Source organism: Micromonospora sp. NPDC048040, assembly GCF_055587185.1.
On sequence record NZ_JBVJGT010000112.1, the window covers coordinates 1 to 8,497 of the forward strand.

General features: G+C 75.2%; 2 protein-coding genes and 1 pseudogene. 2 read left to right on the forward strand and 1 reads right to left on the reverse strand.

The features are described 5' to 3' along the window. Positions 1–116 precede the first annotated feature (116 nt). Positions 117–5,729, reverse strand: a pseudogene (locus tag ACZ6O2_RS36090) (SDR family NAD(P)-dependent oxidoreductase); the annotation flags it as partial. A 207-nt stretch (positions 5,730–5,936) separates the two neighbouring features. Here ACZ6O2_RS36090 and ACZ6O2_RS36095 point away from each other — a divergent pair. Both ACZ6O2_RS36095 and ACZ6O2_RS36100 read left to right on the forward strand, forming a co-directional pair. Beyond that, positions 5,937–7,580, forward strand: coding sequence for a fatty acyl-AMP ligase (locus tag ACZ6O2_RS36095; RefSeq protein ID WP_466026157.1), 1,644 nt, complete (start codon positions 5,937–5,939; stop codon positions 7,578–7,580). 23 nt (positions 7,581–7,603) lie between these two features. After that, positions 7,604–8,497: acyl-CoA dehydrogenase (locus ACZ6O2_RS36100; RefSeq protein ID WP_466026158.1), on the forward strand; the 894-nt coding region annotated here is incomplete at its 3' end.

Sequence of the window (8,497 nt, forward strand, 5' to 3'; positions counted from 1 at the left end):
CCCCCCCCCCCCCCCCCCCCCCCCCCCCCCCCCCCCCCCCCCCCCCCCCCCCCCCCCCCCCCCCCCCCCCCCCCCCCCCCCCCCCCCCCGCTTCCCCTACGGGCCGGGGCGGGCTCCTAGTCGAGCAGGTCGAAGAAGTCGTCCTTCGCCGCGTCGACCTTGTCCGACTCGGTGTCGACCAGCGACAGCAGCTGGTTCAGGGCGTCGGCGAGCCGCTTGCGCGCCACACCGTCCATCGTCAGGTTGGCCAGGCTGGACTCCAGCCGGGTCAGCTCCTCCAGCACCCCGAGCGCGGTGGACGCCTGCTCGGGTAGCAGCTCACCGCGTAGGTAGCCGACCAGTTCCCGCACGTTCGGGTAGTCCAACACCAGGGTCGCCGGCAGGGTCAGCCCGGTCGCGGTGGCGAGCCGGTTGCGCAGCTCGACCGCCGTCAGCGAGTCGAATCCGAGCTCGGGCAGGCTCCGGTTGCCGTCCAGGTCGGCGGCGGAGGTGTGGCCGAGCACCCTGGCTGCCTCGGCGAGCACCATCTCACGCAGCACCCGGTCCTGTTCGGCGGGAGCGAGCCCGGGCAGGGTCCTGGCGAGGTCCGTGCCTCCCGCCCGGGTGCCGCCGGCCGGGCCGGGCGCGCCACCCGCTACCGCGTCGACCGACGCGGTGGCCCGCGCCCCCGGGCCGGCGACGTCCGCGCCGGCCGGGCGGTCCGTGGCCATCAGGTCGTGCAGCACCGGCGGCACCGACCGCCGGTCGTGCCCGTCGAGCAGGGCGCTGTCCACGTCGACGAGCACCGGCGTCGCCGCGTCCGAGTCGAGCGCCCGTTCCAGCAGGGCCAGCCCGCGCCCCGGCGGCAACGGCGTCAGCCCGATCCCGCGCATGCGACGCAGGCCGGTGTCGCTGACCTGCTCAGCCATCCCGTCCGGCAGCTCCCACAGGCCCCACGCCAGCGACTGCCCCGGCAGCCCCTGCGCGCGCCGCTGCTCGGCGAGGGCGTCGAGGTAGGCGTTGGCGGCGGCGTAACCCGACTGCCCGGGCGAGCCGAACAGGCCGGCCGCGGAGGAGAAGAGCACGAACGCGGCCAGGTCGTACTCGCGGGTCTGCTCGTGCAGCTGCCGTGCGCCGTCCGCCTTCGGCCGCAGCACTCCGGCCACCCGCTGCGGGGTCTGCGACTCGACGACCCCGTCGTCCAGTACACCGGCCAGGTGCAGCACGGCGGTGAGCGGATGCTCGGCGGGGACGGAACTCAGCAGGTCGGCCAGGGCCGCCGGGTCGGCGACGTCGCAGGCGACGACGCGCACCGACTCCGCGCCGAGCGCGGACAGCTCGCCGACCAGGTCGGCGGCGCCGGGGGCGTCGGATCCACGCCGGGACGTGAGCACCAGGTGCCGCACCCTGCGCCGCTCGACCAGGTGCCGTGCCACGAGACGGCCGATGGCGCCGGTCGCGCCGGTGACGAGGACGGTGCCCTGCGGGGCCCACGGCCGTGGTCCGACGCGGGTGACGGCCCCGGGATCAGTGGGGACCCCGGTCTCCGGGACGAGGCTGTCGGCGGCCGACGGGTGCAGCCGAGGCACCAGCAGTCCGCCGGCACGGACGGCGACCTGCGGTTCTCCGGCGGCACCGGCCGCGGCGAGCGCCTGCCGCGACGCCGGGTCGTCGTCCAGATCGATCAGCGCGAACCGGCCGGGGTGCTCGGACTGCGCCGACCGCAGCAGCCCCCACGCCGCCGCCTGCGCGAGGTCCCGGGAGCGGTCGCCGACGGCCCGCCGGGTCACCACCGCCAACCGGGCGGCGCCGTACCGCGGGTCGGCCAACCAGCGGTGTGCCAGGTCGAGCGCGGCGGCGACGGTGGGGTGCGGGTCGTCACCGCCCGGCGGCAGTTCGGTGAAGACGAGGTCGGGAACCTGGTCGCTGGCCGTCAACTCGTCGAGCCAGACCACCGGCTGGTCGGACCGGACCGGCGCGGCCGGCACCCAGCGCAGCTCGTACCCGCCGCCCGCCCCGGACGGCCCGGGGGCGAGCCGGTCGGGGGTGATCGGCCGCAGCGCGACGTGCCGGACAGAGGCGACCGGCGCACCGGACGGGTCGGCGAGGACGACGTCGACACCGTCGCCGTCGCGGGTCAGCCGAACCCGCAGCGCCGTGGCGCCTCGGGCGTGCACCTGCAGGCCCGTCCAGGAGAACGGCAGCGCGATCCCGCCGTCCGCCCCGGCGTCGTCGAGCAGGCCGAGGGCGTGCAGCGAAGCGTCGAGCAGCGCCGGGTGCAGCAGGAAACCCTCGGTCGCGCCGGCGGCCTCGGCGGGCAGCGTCACGTCGGCGAATATCTCGTCGCCCCGCTTCCACGCCCGGCCGACGCCCTGGAACACCGGGCCGTAGTCGTAGCCACCGGCGCGCAGGCGGTCGTAGAAGCCGTCCGTGTCCAACGGCGCCGCGCCCGGCGGCGGCCACAGCCTCAACCGGGTGGCGTCGCTGGTCCGCACCGGGGCGACGGTTCCCGTCGCGTGCGGCGTCCACGTTCCGCCGGGCGGGCGCGCGTGGATGGTCAGCGGGCGGGTCGGGTCGCCGTCCGTCCCGGCGACGACCACCCGGGTCTGGACGGCGCCGGCCTCGGGAAGCACCAGCGGCGCCTGCAGGAGGAGCTCCGCCACCTCGGGGCAGCCGGCGTGCGCGCCCGCGCGCGCCGCCAGCTCCGCCAGCAGCGCGCCCGGTACGACGACCGTCCCGCCCACGCGGTGCTGGGCGAGCCACGGCTGGGCGGCGATCGACAGTTCGCCGGTCAGCAGCACTCCGGCGTCCGGCGTCTCGACCGGCTCCCCGAGCAGCGGCCGGGTCGGTTGGGGCAACCAGTACCGCCGGTGCTGGAACGGATAGGTGGGCAGCTCCGCGGGCGGGCCGTCCCCTCCGACCAGCGCGGGCCAGTCGACGTCCACGCCGTGGGCGAACAGGCGGGCCACCGCGTCCCAGGCGGAGTCCCGTTCGTCGCGCCCGCCGCGCAGCAGCGGCACGGCGACCGTCGGGTCACCCGTGTCGGCGTCCAGGTCGCCGACGGAGTCGAGGACCATGGCCGACAGCACGCCGCCGGGCCCGACCTCCAGGAACCGGCTCACCCCCTGCTCGCGTAGCCGGCGTACGCTCTGCGCGAACCGCACCGGTTGCCGCGCGTGCCGGCTCCAGTGCCCCGGTGTGATCATGTCCACCGGCAGGCCCGTCTCGTTGGAGACCAGCGGGATCTCCGGCGCCCGGTGGGTGAGGTCCGCCTCCAGCTTGGCGAGGTCCGCGAGCATCGGCTCCATCAACGGGGAGTGGAACGCGTGGCTGACGCGTAGCCGGGTGGTCCTGCGGCCTCGTGCGGCGAACGCGTCGGCGACGGTCCGCACCGCGTCCTGCGGGCCGGCGACGACGACCGACGTCGGGCCGTTGACGGCGGCGAGCCCGACCTGGGCCGCGGGGTCGGCGATCAGTGGCTCGACCTCCTGCGGGGTGGCCTGGATCGCGGCCATCGCGCCGCCGGCGGGCAGCGCCTGCATCAGCCGTCCGCGGGCGACGACGAGGCGGGCGGCGTCGTCCAGCGAGAGCGCGCCGGCCACGTGGGCGGCGGTGATCTCCCCGATCGAGTGGCCGAGGACGAAGTCCGGCCGGAGGCCCCAGTGTCGCAGCAGCCGGTACAGCGCCACCTCCACGGCGAACAGCGCCGGCTGGGTGTACTCGGTCTGGTCCAGCAGGTCCGGGTCGCCGTCGATGACCGCGCGGATGGGACGGTCCAGGTGCCGGTCCAGTGCGGCGCAGACCTCGTCCAGGGCAGCGGCGAACCGCGGTTCGGCCGCGGCGAGTTCCCGCCCCATCCCGGGTCGCTGCGATCCCTGTCCGGGGAAGACCAGGGCGAGCCTGCCCTCGCTCGCCGTGCCGATGACCACGGCCGGGGCGTCCTGCCCGGCGGCGAGCGCCGCGAGGGCGTCGCGGTCGAGGACGACGGCCCGCTGCTCGAACGCCGTACGCCGGGCTGCCGCGACCGCCGCCGCGCGGGCCGGCAGGTCGGGGTGGGCGTCGAGGAAGGCGTCGAGGCGGCGGGCATGTTCGCGCAGCGCGGGAACGGTCCGCGCGGAGAGCACCAGCGGCGCCGGCACGGCCGCCCTGTCGGCCGGGGACGCGGGCTCGTCCTGCGGCGCCTCCTCGACGATGACGTGCGCGTTGGTGCCGCTGATCCCGAACGACGACACCGCCGCGCGGCGCGGCCGGGCGCCGGCCGGCCAGGGCTGCTCGTCGGTGAGCAACCGCAGCGGGCCGGCGGACCAGTCCACGTACGGGGTGGGTTCGTCGACGTGCAGCGTGCGGGGCAGCCGGCCGTGCCGCAGCGCCAGCACCATCTTGATGACCCCGGCGACGCCGGCCGCCGCCTGGGTGTGTCCGATGTTCGACTTGACCGACCCGAGCCACAGCGGACGCTGCCGGCCGGAGCCGTACGCGGCGGTCAGCGCCTGAGCCTCGATCGGGTCGCCCAGCCGGGTGCCGGTGCCGTGTGCCTCCACCACGTCCACGTCGGGTGCGTCGAGTCCCGCGTCGGCGAGCGCGTCGGCGATCAGGCGTTGCTGGGACGGACCGTTGGGCGCGGTGAGGCCGTTGGACGCCCCGTCGGAGTTGACCGCGCTGCCCCGCAGCACCGCCAGGACGCGCCGGCCGTGCCGGCGTGCGTCGGCGAGCCGTTCGAGGACCAGCACACCGGCGCCCTCGGCCCAGCCGGTGCCGTCGGCGGACGCGGCGAACGACCGGCACCGCCCGTCCGGGGAGAGACCGCCCTGGCGGCTGAACTCGGTGAACACCAACGGCGTCCCGATCACGGTGACCCCGCCGGCCAGTGCGAGGTCGCACTCGCCGGTACGCAGCGAGCGGGCCGCCAGGTGCAGCGCGACCAGCGACGACGAGCAGGCGGTGTCGACCGACAGCGAGGGTCCCTCCAGGCCCAACGTGTACGACACGCGGCCGGAGACGATGCTGGACGCGTTGCCGGCCATCAGGAAGCCGGCGACCTCCGGCGGGATGGCGCCGAGGCGCGGGGCGTAGTCGCCGGCGATGACGCCGGTGTACACGCCGGTGCGGCTTCCGCGCAGCGTGCGCGGGTCGATGCCGGCGCGTTCCAGCGCCTCCCAGGAGATCTCCAGCATCAGCCGCTGCTGCGGATCGGTGGCCAGCGCCTCGCGGGGCGACAGGCCGAAGAATCCGGCGTCGAAGTCGCCGGCGTCGTAGAGGAATCCGCCGTGGCGGGCGTAGGTGGAGCCGGGACGGTCGGGGTCGGGATGGAACACCTGCGGGTCCCAGCCCCGGTCGGTCGGGAACGGCCCGACGCCGTCGCGGCCGTCGGCCAGGAAGGTCCAGAAGTCCTCGGGGGTGGCCGCCCCGCCGGGGAAACGGCAGGCCATCGCCACGATGGCGATCGGCTCGGGCCCACCCGACGGCGCGCCGTCCGGCTCGCCGGCCATCGGCGTGTCGACGCGGCGCCCCGGTCCCCGGTCCGCCTCCGGGCCGCCGACCTGTTCGGCCAGGTACCTGGCCAGGGTCGCCGGGTTGGGGTAGTCGAAGGCGAGGGTGCCGGAGAGTTGGAGCCCACTCGCCTCGGACAGCCGGTCGGCCAGTTCGAGCGCGGTCAGTGAGTCGAAGCCAAGGTCGGCGAAGGCGCCGTCGGCAGTGACGTCACCACGCGGCCGACCGAGCACCTCGGCCGCCTCGGTACGTACGACATCCAACCACCACTGCGTCCTGGAGTCACCCATTCAGGCGGCCGCCTTCCGCGATCATCAACGTCGGTGCCGCGGTCACCCACCGGGCAGCGGTCATCCTCCATCGGTCACGGCGGCCAACACAATCGCCCGTACGGACTCCACAAAGGATCTATGGTCTTTGTCGATCGCCCTGTCTACGCTGTGCCGCATGATTCAGGCGAGATCGAGGTGAGCCGTTTCGTCGATGCCGTCGTCGGCACCGCCGGGCGGTCGCCGGGCGGCATGGTCACCGGCGCCCCCGGGAACCCGGTGCGGCGCAGCTGGGGGCAGTTGCACGAGGCGGCCCGGCGTACGGCGGCGGCACTGGTCGCCGGCGGGCTGGCCCCCCGCCAGGCCGTCGCGGTCCTGGCCGGTGACCCGGGGGAGGTCGCGCGCGTCGCCCAGGGGACGTGGCTGGCCGGCGGCAGCGTGACCATGCTGCACCAGCCGACCCCGCGGACCGACCTGTCCGTCTGGCGCGACGACACGCTGCGTGTCCTGCGCATGATCGACGCGCGTCTGGTGCTGGTGGGCGCCCCGTTCGAGGCGATGGCCGACGTGCTGCGCGCGCAGGGCGTCCCCCACCGGATGATCGGCGACCTGCACAGCGACCGGGAGTTCACCGTCGTGCCCGCCGCCGAGGACGACACCGCGCTGCTCCAGTTGACCAGCGGCTCGACCGCCGAGCCGAAGGCGGTGCGGATCACCCACCGCAACATCCACGCCAACCTCGTCGACACCGCGGCCCACCTCGAGTGCGGCGACGACGACGTGCTGGTGAGCTGGCTGCCGCTCTTCCACGACATGGGCATGGTCGGCTGCCTGCTACTGCCCATGTTCACCGGCATCGACCTGGTCATGGTCACGCCCGCGGAGTTCCTCGGCCGTCCGATGGTGTGGGCGGAGCTGATGAGCCGGTACGGCGGCACGATCACCGCCGCCCCGAACTTCGCGTACGCGATCCTGACCCGGCAGCTCGCCCGCGCCGACGCCGGTTCGCTCGACCTGTCCCGGTTGAAGGCCCTGTGCAACGGCGCGGAGCCGATCGACCCGTCGACGGTGGAGGCGTTCGTCGCGGCCGGCGCCCGGTTCGGCCTGCGACCGGAGGCGGTGAACTGCTGCTACGGCGCGGCGGAGAGCGCCCTGGTCATCTCGCTGTCGGCGCTGTCGGATCCGATGCTCCTCGACACCGTCGACGCCTTGGAGCTGGAGAAGAACCGGCGGGCGGTACCGGCGGGCGACGACCACCCGAGCGCCGTGCGCCGGCTGCCCATGCTCGGCGCCGCCCACCCGAGCGTGACCGTGCGGGTCGTCGACGACTCCGGCGCCGAGCTGGGCGACCGTGAGGTCGGCCGGTTGCAGCTGCGCGGCGACTCGGTGACTCGGAGCTACCTCACCGAGGACGGTCCGGCCCCGGCCGTGGACGACGACGGCTGGTTGGACATCGGCGACGAGGGTTACCTGGTCGACGGTCAGATCGTGGTCTGCGGCCGCCGCAAGGACGTCGTCATCATGGGCGGTCGCAACATCTATCCCACCGACATCGAGCGCGCGGCCGCCGGCGTCGACGGCGTCCGGGACGGCAACGTCGCGGCGGTACGACTGATGGCCGGCGACGGGGTGGCGCGGGAGTCGTTCGCGGTGCTGGTCGAGTCCCGCCTGGTCGGTGACCCGGCCGCCGAGAAGGCGCTGTCCGACGCGATCGCCAACCGGGTCCTCGCCGACGTCGACGCCCGTCCGGCGGAGGTCGTGGTGCTGCCGCCGGGCAGCCTTCCGAAGACACCGTCGGGCAAGCTGCGCCGCGCGGCGGCCCGCTCGCTCATCCCTCGCTGACCGTCCGCCTCCGGAGGAAGACTGTGCGATCCCTTGATCAGGCCCGTGCCCTCTGCGAGTCGTACCTGCCGGGGCTGCTCGACGGGTTGTCGAAGGTCCCGTTCGAGCAACGGGAAGCCTCTGGCGGCGACACGCTGCCGGTGTTCCGGGCCAGCGGCGGCCCGAGCCTGGTGATCCCGAAGGACTACGGCGGGCTCGGCGCGTCCCCGTTGGACGCGGTACGGGTCACCCGCGCGATCGGCGCCCACGCGCCGTCACTGGCGGTCGCGACCACGATGCACCACTTCTCCGTGGCGACGCTGTTCACCTTCGCCGAGAGCATCAAGAACTCGGGCATGGAGTGGGCCCTGCTGGAGGCGATCACCAGCCGCAACCTGCTGGTCTCCTCGGCCTTCGCCGAGGGCCGCCCGGCCCAGGGCATCCTCTCCCCCACGATGACGGCGACGCCGGTGGACGGCGGCTACCGGATCAACGGGTCGAAGAAACCGTGCAGCCTGAGCCACTCGATGGACCTGCTGACGGCCAGCGTGGCGGTGCCCGCACCGGGCGGCGGCCAGCAGACGGCCTTCCTGCTCATGCCGGCCACGCTGCGCGGCATCACCCGGCACCCGTTCTGGGGCAGCAGCGTGCTCGCCGGCGCGGAGAGCGACGAGGTCCGGCTGACCGACGTGTTCATCGAGGAGGAACTGGTCATCCCGACCGAGAACGGCCCGGACGGGATGCTCGACGACCTGCAGACCGTCGGGTTCATCTGGTTCGAGCTGCTCATCACCGCGTCGTACCTGGGCATGGCCAGCGCGCTCGTCGAACGCGCGTTGGCCGCCGGGCGGGGGGGGGGGGGGGGGGGGGGGGGGGGGGGGGGGGGGGGGGGGGGGGGGGGGGGGGGGGGGGGGGGGGGGGGGGGGGGGGGGGGGGGG